Genomic DNA, 20,016 nt, shown 5'->3' on the forward strand with positions numbered 1-20,016 from the left:
GTTACCGATTTGTTTCCGTCAAAGTCGGTGTCTGTACTGCCATCGGAATTTTTTACAGTTAGAGTTATCGTATTAGCATCTCCTACTAATGAATCTAAAGATGCCGCCTCTGAAATTGCAGTTTCATGAGCTGTAACAGATAAAACTGGATCACTAACACTGATATCATCAATACACCATGCAGCAATATCAGCTACTCCATCCTGTCTTTCCATTCTAATTTCATCAATACACTCCCACTCAGCTCCAGTAAAAGAAACTTCAGTATCAGTATTAACAGGTGCCGTTATTGCTTTTTCAGCTGTAACAGGACTTCCATCTCTATACCCAGTTATAGAAATTACTATACTATTTCCATCTCCGTCTATACCTCCATCAATATGAAAAGATATAATCTTAAATTCATCTCCTGAAGTAGACTTTATTTGAACTATTTTGCCATTATTAGATGGAGTAACTTCGTCATAGTACCCCGTTATGATAAGTATATTATCACCCGAAGTAGGTGATAGTGGTGAATTGACTTCAGGCTTACTTAAAACATCTAAATATGCTTCCTCATCATTACTTCCATCCGCTTTAAATACCGCAAATGTCCAGCTCCCTATTGTTCTCGGACTGGAACCATAACCGGTTGAGGTCGAATCAAAGTTTTCATCTCCCGGCGTTGCAGCATATACCGTTATCAATTCAACATCCATGCCTAATTGACTAAAAAACATTCCAAGCACAAGTACTATTATTACCATTATTTTCTTGCTCAGTATAATCTTTTTCATCCATTTAACCTCCCATAAAAAATTTTATTTTAATCTATACACTATCCATATATAGCGAGTATCTTTTTTATGTATTTAGTTAAGATATTATATGAATTATAAAACTAGGATCCGTTCCCATCATTAGGAGAAAAAATATAGGATAAATACAGTATATAAATATTTGAAAACTACTAAAACAGAATGCTGATGTTGTTAATATTAATCAGGTATGACCCGTATAGAGCTAAACGCTAAATCTATATGTTAAATAATGATTTAACACGTTGGTAGAAGATACGAAGATTGATTTTAACTTAACGTTAAATAATGCTTGTTCTTTGTATTACTACCAACATTTTACAATAAATCAACAATTATTTCAACTAATTTCTATGAAAATTGGTATAATTATGCTGAATTATGTATAATTATATACCTTTTTCATTAAATGGAAGAAAAATTATACGTTTAATCAAATTTCCTTTTTAAAATAATTCTCCATTCAAAAAGCTGACAAGATTATTAAAATCCTATCAGCTCTAATTTACAATAGACGGCTGAGTGATTATACTGGTTTAACTACATTGAAAGTTCTTATTTATCACAGCATATTATTGCAGTATAATCACTAACTTATTTATTTTTTTAACAGCCTCAAAAGTAATTACCTTTTCTCACATATATTTATAATATCTTTTGAACTATCGAATCCTTCAACATTTAATCCTTTTTCTAAAAGAAGAATTAATATTCGACCCGTTCCTGTTGCAGGTTCAAGAATAGGTCCCTTACATGATTCTAATCATGTAAAATTCTACATCCCCAAAAGATTGACCTAATTATTCCATATTTCTTACAGGAACATAAATATCCATAACCGTATCCTGCCTGTAATGACACCGTTCATCGTAAAATTCAAAATCAAGTTTATTCTCATCATAAACATATCCACTGTCTTTAAACCAATCTTCAAAAATATATTTCCATGTTCCTGCAATAATCTTAGCAAAATCCTTTTGTTCTTTGTCATGTGTAGTATCAACAGGAATTGTTGTAAAAACAGCATATTCAGCTTCTGGAATTTCTACTGTTAACATATCTTCTTCTACCTTTGAAAAGTCATCAACAATAACACCTAAAAGATATATTGCCTTTCCATCTTCCGATAATGGAACACACAATCCCACTTCACCATGTTTAGATGGATTTAAAATATTGTACATTTTGCTTTCTAAATTTTCACCATTATAATTGCACCAGAAAGATGCAATATCTTTTGTATAGGTGACCCCAGTAATATTGATATTAATTCCATAACCAGCAACTTTAAAGGAAGGTTTTTTTACAATAACAGGATTCATCATATATCTCCCAATTTTACATGTTGCTTTTGTATCCGCGTATCCAGCCATTCGTATCATATACTGTTTAGGACTATAACCAAATGCTTTACGAAATGCTCTGGCAAAGCCACTGTGTGTTTCAAATCCATATTCCAAAGCAATATCTATAATTCTTCTACCTTCAAATAATTCTGTAGCTGCTAAAGACAATTTGCGTCCTCGAATGTATTCCATAACAGACATACCTTTACATAGATTAAAAACTCTACAAAATGGTAGGGAGAATACCCAGATTGACTAGCAACTTGCTCAATAGTGATATTTCCCTTGATATGATCTTCAATGAATTGAATACAACTTTCTATATCTTTTCTATAGTTCAATGTCCACTCCACCTTCATCTATTTTATTATAACAATAAATTTACAAGGAAACTATTCCTATTTTGCTAAATAATGATATTTATAAAATTCCCAATATAAATATTTCCATAGAAAAAGCCGACAAGATTCATTAATATCTTATCAGCTTTGCTTTAATCCGATATATTCATTTCCTAGTAAACGCCAATAAAGGCAATAACAGGGGCTACTCTATAATCCCTTATGATCAGCATCAGTTCTTTGGTTTTCACCTGATCAAGGCGTACAATCTTCTTGTACCCTACAACAGTACCTTCATAAACTTTAATGGGTTCTTTATTCTCTACAGCATATAACTCAAAACTTTCTATACGCTGACTTTTCTGAATGTTCTCTTTTATGACCACAAATGAGATATCCTGTTCAGTCTTCCAGCTCATTCGTAGAATAACAGGTTCTTTTCCTGCTGGTACCTCAAAATAACAGTCGTAATTATCTTTTCTAACTTGACTGACATCATTGGATTCAGGCGAAATCTCTGCTTCTATCTCAGCCTCTTCCAACAAATTGATTTCAAAATTCTTCCTCAGCTGATGGCCCATTTCCTTAAGGCGCTCAACATCATTCTCATGAATCAGCCCTCTCCTGTCTGGTGGCAGATTCAATAAAAAGGTAGCATTGCCGCCAACTGAATTGTAGTAAATCTCCAGCAGTTCCTCCAGTGATCTAACCTGATTATCCTCATGCTCATGATAAAACCAGCCCGGCCGTATGGATGTATTGACCTCAGCGGGGTACCAGATCAGCTTAGATTCATTCGCTAGAGCCTGCCTGCTTCCCAGATCCAGATCCATTGAAGATAGCTTCTTGAATCGGAATTCTGATACGTCCTCTTTTTGGCTGGCATCAGAAACCTTTTCAGCATCTCTGAGCTTCTCCGGTACAACACTCCATTCCGAAGGGCGTGTATCACCAGCTTCATTGCCACACCAGCGAATATCCGGACCACAGACAGATATGCAGGCCTTAGGTTGCAGCTCTCTAACAGTATTATAGTAACGATTCCAATCATAAACCTGTTTTTTACCATTATTCCCTTCGCCACAAGCACCATCTAACCATACAGAAAATATCTCACCATAATCAGTCAGAAGCTCTTTCAACTGGCTCACAAAATAATCGTCATAGAGTTTGCCCTGTCCATATCGTTTGTCATGTCTGTCCCAGGGTGACAGGTAGATGCCAAATTTGAGGCCTTCTTTTTTACAGGCCTTACTAACCTCTCTGACTAAGTCCCCATTACCACCTCTGAAAGGGCTGGCTGATATATTATGATCTGTATAGCGACTGGGCCATAAACAGAAACCGTCATGATGCTTGCAGGTCAAAATAAGTCCTTTCATCCCTGCTGCCTTCACAGCAGTTACCCATTGATTCGCATCCAATTCTAATGGATTAAACAAGGAAGGAGATTCATTACCATCTCCCCATTCTCTGTCAGTAAAAGTGTTGATAGTAAAATGTATGAAACCATAAAATTCAAGTTGCTGAAAAGCCATTTGCCTTTCAGAAGGTTTAACTTTAATCAAACGTTTATCCAACTTAATCATCCCATTACCTTTACCCTTTCACTCCAGATGTACTTACACCTTCAACAAATACTTTTTGTGTTAAGAAAAATACAATTATTATTGGCAGCAATACAAGTGTTGCACCTGCCATCTGCAAACCGTAGTCTATGACCTGACCTGAAGAAAACAGCTTAATACCTACTGACAGCATTTGTTTGTTCAGATCGCTGATGTACAAGTATGGTCCCATATAATCATTCCATGCCCATACAAATGAAAACAGCAGCATTGTCGCAATGGCTGGTTTTGCCAATGGTAAAATAATCCTTGTATAGATACGTCCATGTCCACAGCCATCAATTCTTGCTGCCTCGCTAAGAGATGCAGGTATGGCGATGAAAGCCTGACGCAACAAAAAGACAAAGTAAACATCTACCGTTGCAGGCAATATCAGCGCCCAGGGCGTATTCAGAATATGCAGCTTCTTAAAGATCATGTATCTTGGCATAATCATAATATCGCTTGGTATCATCAGCGCTGCCAACAGTATCAAAAAGATAATATCTCTACCTGCAAACTTGATTTTTGAAAAACCATAGGCTGTATAGCTGATAAAAAATACTTTTATTAACAATATCATACCCGTTACAAAGATTGTGTTCCAGTACCATCTTATAAAGTTGTAATACTCACTTGCAAATAATCCTTTAATATTATCCAGTGTAAAATGTTCTGGAAGGATATGAAAAGGAACTTTAAGCACTTCCCCACTCACTTTGAATGTAGATGATATCATAAAAATGAAAGGGAAAATACCACCGATGCCAATAAGCAACATAATGATAGTAAAGGACCATTTATATATTAATGATTTCTTATTCACACTAAACACCTCCTAATAATTGACCCATTTTTTCTGACCTCGCCACTGAATCAGCGTAATGATCATAACAATTGCAAACATCAGCATCGCCTGCGCACTGGCATAACTAGTTTCATATTTTGTGAACGCTGATCTAACAATATTCAAAGACATAACCACCGTACTTCTTCCAGGCTTCCCTTCTGTAAGGGACTGTATGATCGTAAAGTTCTGAAGAGATGTTATAATGGAGCTGATTAACAGGAAGAAACTCGTTGGTGAAACATAAGGCAATATGACATTTTTAATTTTGTGCCAGCGATTTGCACCGTCCATTTCAGCAGCTTCAAGCAATTCTCCAGGCACTTCCTGAAGTGCCGCCAAATAGGTAATCATATTTAGACCAACACCTTTCCATACAGCAATAATAGCGACCGTGGGCAATGCCCATCCCATGTCCAATAGGGGTGGTCGTTCAAGCCCCATGTTCATTAAAAACTGACCTAAAATCCCCTTTGCACCCAAAAGAAGCTTAAATATGACTGCCACAGCCACCATATTGGATACATAGGGCAAAAAGATCATAGACCTCAAAGAATTTTTCATGAAAACTCCTTTATTCAGAATTACTGCCAGCATAAAGCCCAATACCATAATAAGCGGTACATATATTAAGGAATATTTGACTGTATTAAATAAAGCTTCCATTGTATCAGCATCCTGAAACATTCTTACATAATTGTCAAAGCCCACAAATCTGACATTCTCCAGATTATTGATAAATTTAACATTCACGAATGAAAGGATAATGGAAACAACAAATGGAATGCCTGTAAATACGATAAACATCAAAACATAAGGTAATATAAATATATATCCGGCAAGATTTTCATTGTCGGATTTTTTCTTCTTTTTCTTAGCTGTATACTTCTGCATCTCTGCCTCCTTATACTAACCTATATTCTATACATCATTTTTTAAGTAACACATCAGATTGTAAAATACATTGTCTAGAAACAAAGAAACTACATCTCGTTCTGCAAGTCAGATTTGTCTCCTATAAGAAATAAAGGGACAGGTACTATGACCAGTCCCTTATTCCTTATCTTAATTAATTGTCAGATGCCATATCTTCCTTAATAGCTTTATCAGATCTCTCTTTGATATGTGCAATGGCATCCTCAAGGCTTTGTGCACCCTGACCATACATTTGACCTTCTTCTGTCCAGATTTGAGAAATAACTGTGTCTGCAGTACCAATGATTTTCTCAGAAACGATTTTACGCTCTGGATTAAACCATGCATTAACAAAATCTTCTTCTGTCACGTTATCTTTTGAATAAGCTGGTACAAGTTCATTTGTTACATAGTCAGATATCTCTTGGTCTGTCAAGTCTGTTCTTGCAGGAATACGACCATGACCTAATTTATATTGGTTTTCTGCCATACATTTGATAGCTTCAAAAGCAGCATCTGCATTTTTAGATGAAGCAGATACACCATAAGCACCTGTAACAGCTAGAGTTGAAGATTCTTGTCCTTCTGGGTAAGGCATTGGAAGAATACCGAATTCCCAATCTCTTGGGTATTTCTCAAAGTTATTCATCATGGACATAACCCATCCTCCACAAACAAACATACCCATATTACCGCTTGCTACAAAGGAGTTCCATGGATAAGCACCTGATGCATACATAATGCTGTCTGGTTGGACTTTATCAACATTACCAAGATCATAGTAGAACTGTAGACCTTTAGCAAAAAGTGAATCATCAAAATTTGAAGTACCATCCTCATTATAAGCTTGAGCACCTGATTGCATTGCCCATAAGTAGTTATAGCAATCATAGTCAAGCATAAATGATCCCCATACATCTGCATCTGCATTAGTTAGTTTCTTAGCTGTTTCAATATATTTTTCCCAAGTCCAGCCTTCTGCTGTTGGGTATTCCACACCTGCTTCATCAAAAATCTTCTTGTTATAGAATGTAAGCCATATGTCATTAAAAGCTGGTAGTCCATAGGAAAGACCGTCATCAAAGACCGGAACACTGTCCCCAAACACTGACTGAATATCATAATTATCTGCTTCAGCAAGTTCATTAAGAGGCTCAAGAACACCTGCCTGATAATATGTTTTCAGTTTCTGTGTTGTACCATAGACGATATCTATGTCGTCGCCTGCCATTAATGATACAAGCTGTTTATCAACTTCTCCGGCATTCGTATTGGGAATAATTGTGAAGTCAATCTGAATACCAGTCTTTTCTTTAACTAGTTCCACTAGTTCTACAGCCTCGCCACCAGTAGAACTGGTTTCACTGACACCATAGTGTAGTACAACGCCTTCAAATGGCTTGTCCGTTTTTGAAGCACTATCAGCATTATCATCCGTCTTCTTATCTGTAGACGTTGAACCTGAATTATTTTCTGCCTTTTTACTGCCACAACCAGCCACAGAAAATGCAAGAATTAGTGTCAAAAGGATTGCCAAGCTTCTTTTTAAGTTTGAGTTAATCATAGGTGATACCTCCTCATTTATTGTATCTTCATTATACGCTTCTTCAACCCCTCTTTCTATAGGCGAGATTTTGACTTTATGGTCTAAAATTGTCTATAGCAGTATAGATTAATCATTATCTTCCAATATCTCAATATCCTTGAATGTCATTTTGGGAATGGTGATGATGCATACCGTTCCCAGACCTTTTTTGCTGTAGATTCTCACCCCATTTTCGACACCAAAATAGAGTCTTAGCCTGTCAGAAATATTGTGCAGTCCTATGCCGGTACTTTTTCTTGGTTGGTGATTTTTCTGCTGCAAATCCCGTTTCCCGTATCTAATCTGCTCACGTACTGCTACCAGCTTTTCCTTATCCATACCAATGCCGTTGTCAGTAATAACAAATCTCACCTCATCAGAACGGACAACAACTTTAATACGCAACTTCATAGTGTGCTCCTGTTCATCTAAAGCATAGAGGAAGGCATTTTCAGCCACTGGCTGTAAAATCAGCTTTAGGGAATACAGATCCCTAATTGCCTCTGCGTCCATTAGCAGCTCACATTCAAACAGATCATCATATCTACTTTTCTGGATATTGATATACGCCATCAAGTGCTCTATTTCTCTGGATATTTTTACCAAAGCTTCGCCATCACTAATGGAGAGCCGGTACATACGTCCCAGAGAGGCGGCTATCCTGCCAATATCCTGCCGTCCCGCTTCATTGGATTTCCATACGATAGTCTCAAGAGTATTATATAGAAAATGAGGATTAATTTGATTCATCAAAACCTCCATCTCAAGTTCCTTTTTTTTCTTCTCCATGAGCAGCTTTTCTTTAATGTTATGATTGATGCTTCTAAGCATGTCATTATAGGAATCAATCATATTACCGATTTCTGAATCTGCCTTCACCTGAACATATGCATTCAGATTACCGTGATTAACTTCCATCATAGATTCACTTAGCTCAGCAATAGGGTATGTAAAGCGTTTGAAAAAGTAAAGTATCATGACACCGCATCCCAGAATACTGATAATGATAATCCATGTTATTCTGAAATAAAGTTTGTTCACATCATCCACCGCATTCTCTATAGGAACCATCAGTACTGTCATCCAGTCATTCACATCAGATTCAGCAATTGACATAGAATACCTAACGCTGTCAACTGTCATAGAGAATTGATTCCCTGATCTGTCAAGAATAGACTTTAGAATCTCCGGTCTTATCTCCTTTGAGGCAATGACATTTAGATCAGAAGATGACAGCAAAACACCGCTGTTAGTAATGATATATATTTTGCCGTCTTCCTGTGCGGCAATATCCGCATATTTTAAATAAAGGGATTCCTCCCTCAAGGCAAAAATGTGGATATATGGATAGCCGGCTCTTAAGGCTGAATAAATTCTTCTCGTGCCAAAGATGACATTATCCTTACGCAAATCATCATATGGAGTTTCCTTCAAGAAATTTTCCTGTAGTGGATACCAGAAAAAATGGGTAAGGCGTTCCTTATTGGTAATCCCCATGTTTTCCAGTCTTTTGATTTGCTCGGAACCATCGTAATTGGCATCAACAATATTAAAAAGCTCTGTATCGCCATTTTTTCTAACTGTGTAAATTGCTGCAATTTGTTCATTGTTATTGAGCCTGTTATAACCATTAAATATCTGATTGGCAATTTTTAAGACGGCTACCCGTTTTTCTATGACTTTTTCTGGTCCATAGGACTGGTCCAGCTCCTTAATAAGCCGTTGGTCTTTAGCAAAACTGTCCGAAACACTGTAAATGTTATGGACCGTCTCATCAATCTTATCTTGTACCTCTCTAGCACTGAAATCCAAAGCTTTCAATGATCTCTGCTGCATAGACGCCTTTGTCTGAAAAAAAAGTATAGTTACAATAAACAATATGGGCACCAGTATAGCAAGGATAAACCCAATAACCCTATGAACAACTTTTGTATGCTTATATTTCATCTGTATTTTTCCTTCCTAAAGTGTTACGGAAATCATGGGGGCTCAATCCATAATACCGTTTGAATACTCTGATGAAGCCTGAAGCATCTGCATAGCCAGTCATATTGGCAATCTCATAGATCTTTTTAGTATGATCCAACAGCAGTACTTTTGAAAATTCCATACGCTTGTTGAGCAAATACTCTCTAAAATTAATACCAAATTCATTTTTAAACATCTTAGAAATGTAGGCAGGATTCTTTCTTAATAAAGATGCCACATAGTCAAGGGACATATAATTGTTGTAAAACTCCTCATTAATAATGTCTCTCACCTGACTTGCCACCGTATTGTTCTTCCTTAGATCACCTTTAACACTTTGGATTTCATCAGAAAGAGCCGACAGAATCTGATTGACATAGGCCTCCTTGTCTGTCAGTAAATCAATAGTATAGATATCCGTATAGGAAATCCCCAGCTTCTGCATGATTTTCTCAAGTTGCAGATAGTATCCAAGACTCCATTTGGACATATTAAAGAGTAGTTCCAAACAAATATGATCAATGATAAAGTCTTCTTTTATTGTCTTTCTTTGAAAATAGGAAAATACGGAGGAAATTTCCTCCCTAATAAGGTCTTTCTTGTTGGCCAGAATATGTTTTTGAAGTGCCGCTATGTCAAAGGCAACACTAAAATCAAACCGCTCCTCCTTTAATTCTGCATATAAAATTATCGGCCTTTGATCTTGGTGCATACTTATCTGTTTCAAGCTCCAGTTGGCTTGTTCATAATGTCTAGGCAGATTCATTGGCTGAAGACATGAATTACTTATTCCGATGAATAAGCAATAACCGGTTTTATCCTTGATATTTTCATAAAGGCCCTCTGAAAATGTCATAATATCCTCACCATCTAAAAAGTCTTCCGAAAGAATGCCGATAATTTGTTCTTCCCTATTCAGGATAAAACGGCCTCCTCTACCCTTCACATAGTCATTGCACAGTTTAATAAACTCCAGTATATCCTTGTGTTTAATAGACTGCTCAGCAAGTGTTGGATCATAAAGCCGGCAAGCCAGAACACAGCCCCCATTAATTCTAATATTACAATGCTCTTCTAAATCTTCCATATACTCTTCTAGCATCTCTTCATCCACGTAACCATTCAGTAGTGCCACCAGCTTCTTTTCGTATAAATAAGCTTCACTCTCTTCCAGTTGCTGCTGCATACGTAGATAAGCCTGTTTTTTTTCTGCCTCTTCGTCCAATTTCTGTTTCATTTTTCGGAACAAAGCTTCAAACTCGTCAAAATCCGTTGGCTTTAAAAGGTATTCTACAACGCTGTTCTTGATGGACATATTAAGATATTCAAAGTCACTATAACCACTCAATATAATGATTTTAATCTGTGGATAATGAGTATTCAAATACTGCATCAGCTCTACACCATCCATTTTAGGCATACGAATATCCGATAAAACGATGTCCGGCTGCTCTTTTTCAATGAGTTTTAGAGCTTCCAAACCATTGATGGCCTGCCCTATCACCTTAAATCCCCATTCATCCCATGGATTCCCATATGTCAAACCGTTACGAATGGATTTTTCATCATCAACAATCAATAACTTATACACTGTCATCACCACACTTTAGTTTTTTATGCCTGTTTCTATAAGTGTATTATAAACTTGAATCACTCCTGTAACAATACCAATCATCTCTCTCCAAAAAATAACAGTAAGGGGTAGTCTCAGTTTTCCACTAAAACAGCCCCTTTATACCTAGTCTTTACCAGTACATTTGCCAGTCTTTTGTCATCCGCATCAATCCTTCAATAAAGAAATAATCCCCCCAAATCACCATCTCATTTACACCCACATGATCGGGTTTTGAATAAACACCTTCAAAGAGTAAACCATTTGCTGATGTGTTGAAGGTTGTATAATGGCGTATTAACGATGCCATTGAAGTTTTTGCCAGTTCCTTGTAAGTTTTCTGCCTGCTGTCACCATGAATATATTTATCCATCTCAAGGATGCCACAAATAGCAATGGTCGCTGCCGACGTATCTCGTTCTTCCTCTCCTTTTGTAAAACAAAGATCCCAATAGGGTACCTTATCTTCAGGTAAATGATCCTTGTAGTAATCCGTAACTTGTTTATAGGCCTCAATAAAAACGTCGTCCTTCAGGTAGTGGTAGCAAAGGGCAAAACCATATATCGCCCATGCCTGTCCACGGGCCCAGCATGAGTCATCCCCATATCCCTGAGCTGTTACACCCCTTAAAGGTTCTCCTGTCAAAGGATCAAAGTAGTAGGTATGATAAGTAGATGAATCCTCACGCATTAATACCTGTTTAGCTGTATAGGCATGGTTCTTAGCAACCACCAGATATTTTTCATCCCCAGTTGTTTCATAAGCCCAAAAGAGTAGAGGCAAGTTCATATAACAGTCAATAATCAACCGGTACATTTTAGGGTCATCAATAGGTCCCCATGCCTGTATGAAACCTCCTTTTTCCTTATAGCGCTCCAGAAGACGGTCTGCTGCCTTAAGGGCTGTTTCTTTCCCTATTACACTACCTGTCACCTTATAGTCTGCAACACAGGAAAGGGAATAAAGAAATCCGATATCATGTGTATCCATCCCCCAATTGTTTTCCAGACGCTTCTTAAAGGAGAGTGTGTGTTTCTGTCCAAGTGCTTTATACCTTTCATCTGATGTCCATTCATAAGCCAGCCATATCAAACCGCTCCAAAAACTCTGTGTCCAGTCATTCCTATTGTCATGTAACTCATACTGATTATTATGACTACTGGACTCAGGAAATCTGTTACCGCATTGCTTCACATTTTTATTAATCTTAATTAAAGCCTCATCAATGGCGCCAGCCAATAGAGATTGGTCAAATACTTTATCCATAGTAACCTCCTATCATATCATGTTTGTGTCAAACTGTCAGATTATCACTGCAATTTCTTTCATAATGCTTCCACATAATCTCATTCCCTTTGAGAGCTAGTTCTTCTTTATGACCTCTGCCATCGTAGATTACGGTCTCCTGAAGAATATCCGTATTATTGACAAGGCAGTATTTACCTGTTCCGGGATAGTAATTAACTTCAATATTATAATTTTCGCTGAACCAACACTTTATTCGGTTTTCTTTCGATGCAGCCCAGAAGATTGCCTTGTAAAATAGACGACTGTTTTCAAAAGAATAGGGCAGTCCGCTGAAATACACACTTCTACCATTACCAAATTCGTTGACTGCCATCTGTACATTGTGCTTTTCCATAGCAAGGATTCTGGCACCATCTAGGGCATAGATATTCTTGATTTCCTCTCCAAAACTTATTTTGCTAAATCCCTTAGTGATAAAGTGGTCATGAATGTCCCAGTTATACTTATCAGTAGAGAGGCTAAAGCCGACTTCTTTGTTAACACCAAGAACATTGGCCATCTGGAAGTATCTTCCTTGATGCTCACTAGCCGTAGGTTCACCAACACCGATGAATCCTTTCCCTTCGGCAACAAACCTTTTAATGTGCTCAATCAGCATTGGGTTATCCCACACATTGCCACCGCTAGTTGCCGTGTAAGCGTCCCCTATATTGATAATGACATCACATTGTTCTAGAACTTCATAGGAATCCATTACTTCCTCAAATGAAAGAAACTTAACATCAAAAGGCATGCCACTTAGACTTTCCAATATGCCTGCATAAGAATAAGTTTGTTTATAATCAATAGCATGGGCAACCATATGGGTACCCCAAGAACGGACCTGACCCCAGGCATTCAGTATCCCTACTGTCATATGGCTGTATGGCTTTTCAGAACCAATGTTATCATAGAGCATTCTGAATTCGTCACAAACCTTCTCAATATAGTCAATAAAGCCTTCCTGCTCATAAGCCAGCTTTAGATAACCGCCATAACCAATCCTGTCCAGAGGTTTTCTAAGAATCGCTCGACGGGCTGTCACCCAGTTTTCTTTGGCTTCTTTGAGAGGATTCCCGTTCTCATTGAAGACATCTGGGAAGAAGTATGGTAGGAAACGACCTTCTGTATACTTGACACCAGGGATGTCTGATATCAAACGCAAGGTTGTTCCATTGCCAACAGATCCAACAACCGCATCCAGACCGATTTCCTTGAAATAAGGGCCGAATGGTTCCGTACCAATCCAGTGATCTCCAAGAAACATCATAGCTTCTTTACCATATTCATGACAAAGATCCACAAACTTTTTCGTCAGTTTTGCTACTTCTCTCATCTGGAAATTCATAAAATCTCTGAATTCTTTGCTAGGCATGCGGAAAGTGTTATTATGGTAACCTTTATCTATAATGAACTCAGGTCTAAATGTATAGCCGACTTCTTTTTCAAACTGTTCAAGGATATAAGGAGATACACTAGCACTATAGCCAAACCAGTCAACAAACTTTTCTTTACCCTTTTCATTGAAAACTAATGTAAACTGGTGGAAAAATGTCGTAAAACGAACCACGTCCGTCCCTGGGTTTGCTTCAAGCCATCTTCTCAGCTTTTCCAGAACATACTTCTGAGTTTTTGGCTGACGGACATCATAACCTATCTGATGTTCCACGTTTTCCCAGCTGTTTACAATAAAATTGTACATATGAACCGGGTCCCACATGATATACGCAAGGAAGCTGACAGTATAGTCATGAAACGGCTCTGGTTTTTTAATCTCCACAGTCATTGTATCCTCATGATAAAGCCATTTATCAGGATCAAGTCTCTCACCGGTAACACGATCTACCACTTCCCACCATTTCCTGATGTCATCATAGCTGTTTGGTTTCAACTGTTCACTATAAAACTCTGACATTAACGGAATGAACAGAGAATCCTCATTCATGGCCGTATAAAATCTAGTCATAAGATAAACCTGTTGAATCTCATCCCGGTTCTTCATAGCCCATTCATTATCCTTGCGTGTTGTGTAGTACGTAGAATATATCTTTACCGGTAGATGTTTTAATGTCTCAGGCATTTGTGTACCATCACAGTCTCGGATGGCATCGACACCTAGCCTATCAACGATTTCCTTGGTTTCTTGAATGATATCCATATCTGTAGGTAATGTTACCTGACCTTTTCTTTTCATCCTGTTTCCTCCAACTTCTCGTTTTGCAAATATTTTTATACTTTTAATGATACATGTTATGATTAGTTAATACAATCGTCTATAATTATGCTTTGTTTGCTTTTCTTTATTATAAGAATTTCCTTCAATCTAAAACAGTACATGCCTCCCCACTTTTTAATAATAGGAAGGCATGTACTGATGTTACTTTAAAGGTTTGACCATTTCACTTATCTTTTGACTGCTTCTCGAACATTTTTCATTTAATTAATGTTACTAGAGTTACAAAATATATATTAATCATAATACACCTTGCATTTCAATCATTTATTTAATAATGGCCACAATTATATAAGTATAATAAAGTTTTCAGCGATTATTCTTCAGCCATCAACAAAATATGTTCCATACTATTCAATGGTCTATGAATCATTAATCTGCTTATTAATACGTTAATACAAAATGGCTATATATATATCACTCAACTTTGAATACAAAGCAAATACTCAAAAGTAATTTATCTTAAGTTACAACGTATCAAATCTATTGATTTATTCAAAGTAATTTTTCTAGTATGGACTTAGCTAATTTAATATCTTCTTTCTGCTTTTCTCCTGATATTTCCCTTTCAATTGTAATATCACCTTGATATCTAATTTCTTTCAATTTTGCAACAAATTTTGGATAATCTACTTTTCCTTGTCCAAGCGGAACTTCTTTACCTAAATTTTTTCCATCAATTGGATATATACCATCTTTTCCATGGACTCCCATTACATACTTACCAAACACTTCTAATGAATCTACTGGGTTTGCTTTTCCATACATTATCAAATTAGCTGGATCTAAATTAATACCAACATTTGATTCACCAATATCTTCAATAAGTCTTAATAGTGTGACTGGGGTTTCTTGTCCTGTTTCAAACAAAAAATTCTGCTCATTTTCTTTACATTTTTGGACAATCTGTTTTAATGCGGCTACCGTTTCATAGTAGTTAGTTTCTCTTGGATTTTCTGGAATAAAACCAGCATGAGTAACAATATCTCTAATGCCTATAAGTTTAGCAAAATCAGATCCCCTTTTTAGAGTTTCAATTCTTGCAAACCTGTATGCTCTTGGTACAATACCTAATGTAATTGGCCCCTCATAAAAATCCCAAGTGACCGGTCCACTCCATCCACACCAAAAAGCAGTGATATTAATATCATATTTTTTAACGGCAGCATTAATAATATCTGCATTTTCAATAGTAAAATCTTCTTCATTCCAAGATACTAATTGACAACTATTCATTCCCATATCAATCAGCTCTTTAAACTTTTCTTCAACATTTTTTTCCATTCTGATGAGCACTCCAACGTTCATATAAATCCTCCTTAACCTTTTACCGATCCAGCTGTAACGCTTCCAATAATATTTTTTTGCATTAATAAAAAGAATATCAAACTAGGAATTGCGGCCATAATGATTCCTGGTAAAGCATGTTCCCAATCAGAAGTTTGTGCAGAAAACTGCATATATAATGCATTTTGTATGTTCATATATGATTTACTACCGCCAATAATTAATTGATTCACTATGACGTCATTCCATGTAGCAATAGCATCTAGAACTACTACCGTTGCAAGAATAGGCTTAAGTAATGGCAAAATTATTCTAAAATATACTGTCATCTTTGATGCTCCATCTATATTTGCAGATTCTTCTAGTTCTTTAGGGATACCTTTTACAAACCCATGAATCATAAATACCGCCAACGGCATACATAAACCAATATTTACTAGAACATACCCTAATTGAGTTCCATTCAATTTGAATATTGATGTGAATTTTGTTAATGATATCATATAAGCTTGAAAAGGTACCATCATGGGCATTATTATCAAAATAAAAAAAACACTACTTAATTTGGATTTTGTTCTGGACAATTTATAGGCTGCCATAGGTGCAAATAAAACCACACCTAATAGAGTCAAAATAGTATATATAAAAGTATTTAGTACCAGAATAGGAAAATCAAAAACTTTCCACGTTTCGAGATACATTTTAAAAGATATAGAACTTGGTAAAGATAAAAAATGTTGCATCATCTCATTATATGGCTTAAAAGAATTAATTAGTATCAAAAACAATGGCATAATCCAAAATATTGAGAGTGCAAATATAATCAGCCTGGGGATATTATTTAATACTCTTTTTCGCATATTTACACCTCTATTTCCCTAGATTTCGTAAGTTTTAATTGTAGTAGCGTAACAACCAAAACTGATACAAAGAATAATAACGATTTTGCAGTAGCTAATCCATAATTACTATTTATAAATGCCTCATTGTAAATATTATATGCTACTGATGCAGTCGAATTAGCAGGTCCCCCTTTTGTAAATACTAAAATAATGTCAAACAACTTAAAGGCATTTATTAGTGAAGTCATCACACAAATTGTTATGGATGGCATAATGCTTGGTAATAGCACATGTTTTAGCACTTGAAACTTTGAAGCCCCATCTATTGACGCTGCTTCAAGTATATCTTTAGGAACCACTATTATACCTGCAATATACGTAACCATATAGAATCCAAGACCTCTCCATACCTGCATTATTACAACAATATAAAATGCTAATTTAGGAGTTCCCATCCAACTCCAATCGAAGAATTCAAATCCAGTTGAGGTATACATAGCCTCAAAACCTGGTCCTACTAAAAATTTCCAAATTAAGCTAATAGCGGTTAAGCTTATAATGTAAGGAATATAATAAAATACTCTTCCAATTTTAGATGATCTCATTTCCTTTGCTAGAACAAGCGCAACTGCTAACGAAATGATATTAGCCAATATTACATAAAAAAATGTGAACTTCATTGTAAATACTGCGGATTTAAGAAATGTGGAATCATTAAATATCACATGAACGAAATTCTTCAATCCTACGAATTGCATATTTTTACTTATACCGTTCCATTTGAATACTGAATAGTAAATATTCATTAGAAATGGTATATTGGTCGAAAATAAAACAAATGCAAGAGCAGGAATCGTAAACAACAAGAATTCGAATACCCCAAGAATTCTTTTTGATTGCAATCTTTTCAATTCTAATCCTCCTACTTTCAAAACTGAATCAATCTCATGATTCCTATAGTCAAAATTCTGAAATCATGAGATTGTCAGTTTTAGTTTATTTTTTATTGTTGACGTCTGTTCATCCAGTCATCCTCAAGTTCTTTAATACTCTCCTCAACTGTTATTCCATTAATCATATAACTTTGCATCAATGGACCTAATGTAGTATCAAATCCAGTTGGCATTAAAGAATGTATCCATCCATTAGTTTTTCCTGCTTTTATGTAAGCAGCAGCATCGTTAGCTAATTTACCCTTAACCTTGTGGGCACCAGCCGCAGCAGGAACACTTCCAATGTAATTTGTTATCCAATCTATACCTTCATCAGAAGTTAGAATAAACTGAAGATATTGTTTTGCCAAATCAATATTATCGCTATCTTTATTTACAATATACGTCCATGAAACAGAAGATAATAATGTTACATCATCTGGATTGTCACTAACAGGGAATGGGAGAAAACCAACATTTGCATCTGGATTAAACTTATCTAATGTGGATTGACACCAATCACCCATATGAATAATTGCCGCTTCGCCATTGGCTAACATGTTTTCTGATGTTTCCCAATCAACTTCTAGCGGTTTCGCTGGTCCATATTCTACAGCAAGATCTAGGAACCTGAAAAGATTTTTAAAATTTGGCATAGTATCAAATGTTAAGCTTCCATTATCTATAGCTTCTACTACACCTTTCGCATCTAATTTTTTATCCATCATAAAATTAGTTGCTACTTGTTTGAGTACCCAATTTTCTTTAGCTGAAATTGCAAACGGAATATAACCTGCTGCTTTAATGTCAATACATGCTTGTTCAAGTTCATCCAATGTTTGTGGTAATTTATCAATCCCCGCAGCATTGAAAATATCTTTATTATATAACAAGCCCATATTTTCATATGTCCAAGGTAGAGACATTATTTTTCCTTCAGAGTTTAAGCCTGTTTTCAACGCAGACTGGTTGAACAAGTCAAGAACATCCTTATCATTCGACCAATCATATGCAAATTCATAATATGATTGTGCATACGATCCTACCTGAATGGCAAATACATCAGGTATATCATTTGAGCTGACTCTAGCACCTAGAAGTGCGTTAGTATCATTTGGTGCATGTTGTACTTCAACAGTTACACCAGGATGCGATTCTTCAAATGATTTCACTAATTCATCGTATCTTTCCAATCCATACGCCATCGCATCAAAAACTTTCAAAGTAACTTTGTCTTTTTTCCCTTCGGTATTCGAATTATTTGAAGTATTCTCATTATTCGCCTTTGAACACCCCACAATCGACACAACCAAAATACCACATAATAAAATCGATAGTAACTTCTTCATAAACTATACCTCCTTAGAATAATTGATGGTTTATATTGACTTGGTAAACAAGTTAATATCTTTTCTCTTTCTCATTGATAGCTAGATTAACTGTTTTTACACTATCCTCGATATTTGCAATTTCTACTTCCTTATCAAGTAAAATACAATTTATAAAATACTCTAGTTCTCTCTTATAGGGTGCAATCTCACTAATATTTATAACATTAGTTGTATTGATTTCCTTAACTGAATCTTTGTATTCATATACTTGTACAGTATCGTTTTTCTTAAAAATTTGCACCTTGGGTTCTAAATTTGAATGATATATTACGGTTGCATCCTCAAAACTAGCTCTGTAATATGCTTCGAAATTAACGCATGGCGTTTCATCCCAAGTACCTTCTACAACAGCAAAAGTTTCATCGAATTTATATGTTGAAATAATCTGATTAATCATTCCATCTGTATATGATGTAGTATTCACTCGAAATTCTTTTGGCTCTCCAAGCATATATCTAATGAAATCCAAGTCGTGAATATGAAGGTCCAAAACGACACTACCACTCTTCTCTTCATTTATAAACCAATTTTCAAATCCCCATGTTGGCTTTCCACCAATTCGATGCATTATCAAGGATTTGAGTTTCCCATATGTTTTTTCTTCATAGATTTTCTTCAAAAATTGATATTCTTCAAAAAATCTAACAACATGTCCTACCATCGCCTTAACATTTGTCTTTTTTTGCGTTTCGATTAGTTTTACGCCTTCCTCTTTTGTTAAGCACACTGGTTTTTCAACAAAAATATTATAACCTCGCTCCATGGCCTTTATGGCATGTTCTGTATGCAAATAACTTGGCAAACAAATATCTATAAAATCTAATTCCATACCATCATTTATTAAATCCATACCCAAATTATATTTTTTTGCTTTAGGCCATGTTGCAGTTGCCTTTTCGAGAAATTCACTTCGGCAATCCGCTAAAGCAACTACTTCAATGTTATATTTTTCAGATAGTATTTTTAACGATCGAATATGCATCGTACCCATACCACCACAACCAATAATTGCAACCTTCATT

The 20,016-nt window shown here is 36.0% G+C and carries 16 protein-coding genes; all 16 read right to left on the bottom strand.

The annotated features are described in order from the left end of the window. A partial coding sequence (locus AACQ14_RS05745) for a hypothetical protein (RefSeq protein WP_339362625.1) occupies window positions 1-779 on the bottom strand: 779 nt, incomplete at its 3' end. An 821-nt stretch (window positions 780-1,600) separates the two neighbouring features. Further along, window positions 1,601-2,338, bottom strand: coding sequence for an AraC family transcriptional regulator (locus AACQ14_RS05750; protein ID WP_339362626.1), 738 nt, complete (start codon window positions 2,336-2,338; stop codon window positions 1,601-1,603). Next, a complete protein-coding gene (locus AACQ14_RS05755; RefSeq protein WP_339362627.1) occupies window positions 2,305-2,487 on the bottom strand; it encodes a helix-turn-helix transcriptional regulator in 183 nt (60 codons plus the stop codon). The genes AACQ14_RS05750 and AACQ14_RS05755 overlap by 34 nt, the downstream gene beginning before the upstream one ends. A 173-nt stretch (window positions 2,488-2,660) precedes the next feature. After that, entirely contained in the window at window positions 2,661-4,076 is a 1,416-nt protein-coding gene (locus AACQ14_RS05760) for an alpha-L-fucosidase (RefSeq protein WP_339362628.1), read from the bottom strand. A 10-nt stretch (window positions 4,077-4,086) separates the two neighbouring features. Continuing rightward, a complete protein-coding gene (locus tag AACQ14_RS05765; RefSeq protein WP_339362629.1) occupies window positions 4,087-4,920 on the bottom strand; it encodes a carbohydrate ABC transporter permease in 834 nt (277 codons plus the stop codon). A gap of 12 nt (window positions 4,921-4,932) precedes the next feature. After that, the gene (locus tag AACQ14_RS05770; protein ID WP_339362630.1) at window positions 4,933-5,835 is read right to left on the bottom strand and encodes a carbohydrate ABC transporter permease; all 903 of its coding nucleotides are present in this window, start codon (window positions 5,833-5,835) and stop codon (window positions 4,933-4,935) included. 175 nt (window positions 5,836-6,010) lie between these two features. Next, window positions 6,011-7,420, bottom strand: a complete 1,410-nt coding sequence (locus AACQ14_RS05775) for an ABC transporter substrate-binding protein (RefSeq protein WP_339362631.1) — start codon at window positions 7,418-7,420, stop codon at window positions 6,011-6,013. Window positions 7,421-7,528: 108 nt separating this feature from the next. Further along, on the bottom strand, window positions 7,529-9,388 hold the full coding sequence (locus AACQ14_RS05780) for a cache domain-containing sensor histidine kinase (protein ID WP_339362632.1): 1,860 nt from the start codon (window positions 9,386-9,388) through the stop codon (window positions 7,529-7,531). Next, window positions 9,378-11,000, bottom strand: a complete 1,623-nt coding sequence (locus AACQ14_RS05785) for a response regulator (protein ID WP_339362633.1) — start codon at window positions 10,998-11,000, stop codon at window positions 9,378-9,380. Before AACQ14_RS05785 ends, AACQ14_RS05780 begins: the two co-directional genes overlap by 11 nt. Before the next feature lie 154 nt (window positions 11,001-11,154). Continuing rightward, a complete protein-coding gene (locus tag AACQ14_RS05790) occupies window positions 11,155-12,288 on the bottom strand; it encodes a glycoside hydrolase family 88 protein (RefSeq protein ID WP_339362634.1) in 1,134 nt (377 codons plus the stop codon). Between the two features lie 28 nt (window positions 12,289-12,316). Further along, on the bottom strand, window positions 12,317-14,503 hold the full coding sequence (gene gnpA, locus AACQ14_RS05795) for a 1,3-beta-galactosyl-N-acetylhexosamine phosphorylase (RefSeq protein WP_339362635.1): 2,187 nt from the start codon (window positions 14,501-14,503) through the stop codon (window positions 12,317-12,319). Window positions 14,504-15,037: 534 nt separating this feature from the next. After that, the gene (locus AACQ14_RS05800; RefSeq protein WP_339362636.1) at window positions 15,038-15,850 is read right to left on the bottom strand and encodes a sugar phosphate isomerase/epimerase family protein; all 813 of its coding nucleotides are present in this window, start codon (window positions 15,848-15,850) and stop codon (window positions 15,038-15,040) included. A gap of 11 nt (window positions 15,851-15,861) precedes the next feature. Next, window positions 15,862-16,689, bottom strand: coding sequence for a carbohydrate ABC transporter permease (locus tag AACQ14_RS05805; protein WP_339362637.1), 828 nt, complete (start codon window positions 16,687-16,689; stop codon window positions 15,862-15,864). A gap of 2 nt (window positions 16,690-16,691) precedes the next feature. Further along, window positions 16,692-17,582, bottom strand: coding sequence for a carbohydrate ABC transporter permease (locus tag AACQ14_RS05810; protein WP_339362638.1), 891 nt, complete (start codon window positions 17,580-17,582; stop codon window positions 16,692-16,694). Between the two features lie 92 nt (window positions 17,583-17,674). After that, window positions 17,675-18,952 carry an ABC transporter substrate-binding protein gene (locus tag AACQ14_RS05815; RefSeq protein ID WP_339362640.1) on the bottom strand — a complete coding sequence of 426 codons (1,278 nt, stop codon included), beginning with the start codon at window positions 18,950-18,952 and terminating at the stop codon, window positions 17,675-17,677. 52 nt (window positions 18,953-19,004) lie between these two features. Then, window positions 19,005-20,015, bottom strand: coding sequence for a Gfo/Idh/MocA family protein (locus tag AACQ14_RS05820; protein WP_339362641.1), 1,011 nt, complete (start codon window positions 20,013-20,015; stop codon window positions 19,005-19,007). Between the last annotated feature and the right edge of the window lies 1 nt (window position 20,016).

The sequence above is a fragment of the Vallitalea maricola genome (assembly GCF_036985595.1).
Taxonomy (GTDB): domain Bacteria; phylum Bacillota; class Clostridia; order Lachnospirales; family Vallitaleaceae; genus Vallitalea; species Vallitalea maricola.

Excerpts from the sequence above, each read along its gene's own strand:
- AACQ14_RS05750 (WP_339362626.1), bottom strand. The coding sequence starts at position 2,338 with ATGGAATACATTCGAGGACGCAAATTGTCTTTAGCAGCTACAGAATTA.
- AACQ14_RS05760 (WP_339362628.1), bottom strand. The coding sequence starts at position 4,076 with ATGATTAAGTTGGATAAACGTTTGATTAAAGTTAAACCTTCTGAAAGG.
- AACQ14_RS05770 (WP_339362630.1), bottom strand. The coding sequence starts at position 5,835 with ATGCAGAAGTATACAGCTAAGAAAAAGAAGAAAAAATCCGACAATGAA.
- AACQ14_RS05775 (WP_339362631.1), bottom strand. The coding sequence starts at position 7,420 with ATGATTAACTCAAACTTAAAAAGAAGCTTGGCAATCCTTTTGACACTA.
- AACQ14_RS05780 (WP_339362632.1), bottom strand. The coding sequence starts at position 9,388 with ATGAAATATAAGCATACAAAAGTTGTTCATAGGGTTATTGGGTTTATC.
- AACQ14_RS05790 (WP_339362634.1), bottom strand. The coding sequence starts at position 12,288 with ATGGATAAAGTATTTGACCAATCTCTATTGGCTGGCGCCATTGATGAG.
- gnpA (WP_339362635.1), bottom strand. The coding sequence starts at position 14,503 with ATGAAAAGAAAAGGTCAGGTAACATTACCTACAGATATGGATATCATT.
- AACQ14_RS05800 (WP_339362636.1), bottom strand. The coding sequence starts at position 15,850 with ATGAACGTTGGAGTGCTCATCAGAATGGAAAAAAATGTTGAAGAAAAG.
- AACQ14_RS05805 (WP_339362637.1), bottom strand. The coding sequence starts at position 16,689 with ATGCGAAAAAGAGTATTAAATAATATCCCCAGGCTGATTATATTTGCA.
- AACQ14_RS05815 (WP_339362640.1), bottom strand. The coding sequence starts at position 18,952 with ATGAAGAAGTTACTATCGATTTTATTATGTGGTATTTTGGTTGTGTCG.
- AACQ14_RS05820 (WP_339362641.1), bottom strand. The coding sequence starts at position 20,015 with ATGAAGGTTGCAATTATTGGTTGTGGTGGTATGGGTACGATGCATATT.